Origin of the sequence: Streptomyces sp. NPDC059456, from assembly GCF_042750055.1 — a bacterium.
Lineage (GTDB): Bacteria > Actinomycetota > Actinomycetes > Streptomycetales > Streptomycetaceae > Streptomyces.
Window position 1 is genome coordinate 4,029 of sequence record NZ_JBHYVA010000645.1, and the last position, 816, is coordinate 4,844.

Sequence of the window (816 nt, forward strand, 5' to 3'; positions counted from 1 at the left end):
CTCTCTTGGGTTGGGGGGGTTTGTTTTTTTTTTAAACGAGCGGGGTGGTTCTTCGCCTGGGGGGCGGCGGGCGGGCCCCCGCGCCGGCTCGACGTGCGCCTCGGCGGGCCCCGCGCCGGCCGCCGTGCGTACCAGGTCCCGGCCGCAAGCCACGTCGACTCGCTGTCGGTCGACGCCACCGGCCGGGCCAGCGCCGTCGTCATCCGCGGCAGCCTGTACTGGCTCACCCACCGCGACGGGCCGGCCCGGACCATCGCCGACACCCCGGGCGTGCGGGTGCGGCTGCCCGAGATGCTCGGCAGCGGCGGGCAGGTCGCGTACGTGACGGACGCGGAGGGCGAGGACGCGATCGAGATCGCCTACCTCCCGCGCGCCTCCGGGGACCGGGAGCCGCGCCGGCTGGCCTCCGGCGAGCTGGGCCGCGTACTGGAACTGCTCGCCGACCCGGACGGCGAGCGGCTGGCCATCGCCTCCAACGACGGGCGGCTGCTGCTCATCGACGCGACCGAGGAATCGGGGGGCGAGGTCACCGAGCTGATCCGGTCGATCAACGGACCGGTCACCGACCTGGCGTTCTCGCCCGACGGGGCCTGGCTGACCTGGTCGCACCCGGGCATCGGGCGCTCGCTGCGCCAGATCAAGATGGCCCGGATCTCCGGCCCCGGCCCGCGTTCGATCGTGGACGTCACCAACGGCCGGTTCGAGGACGAGAATCCGGTCTTCACCCGGGACGGCCGCTACCTGGCCTTCCTCTCGTGGCGCGGTTTCGACCCGGTGTACGACGTCCACACCGGCGACCTGTCGTTCCCGCTGGGC

1 pseudogene is annotated in these 816 nt (G+C 73.3%); it reads left to right on the forward strand.

From position 1 onward, the window contains the following. Positions 1–816: pseudogene (locus tag ACFXA3_RS35475) on the forward strand (peptidase S41); the annotation flags it as partial.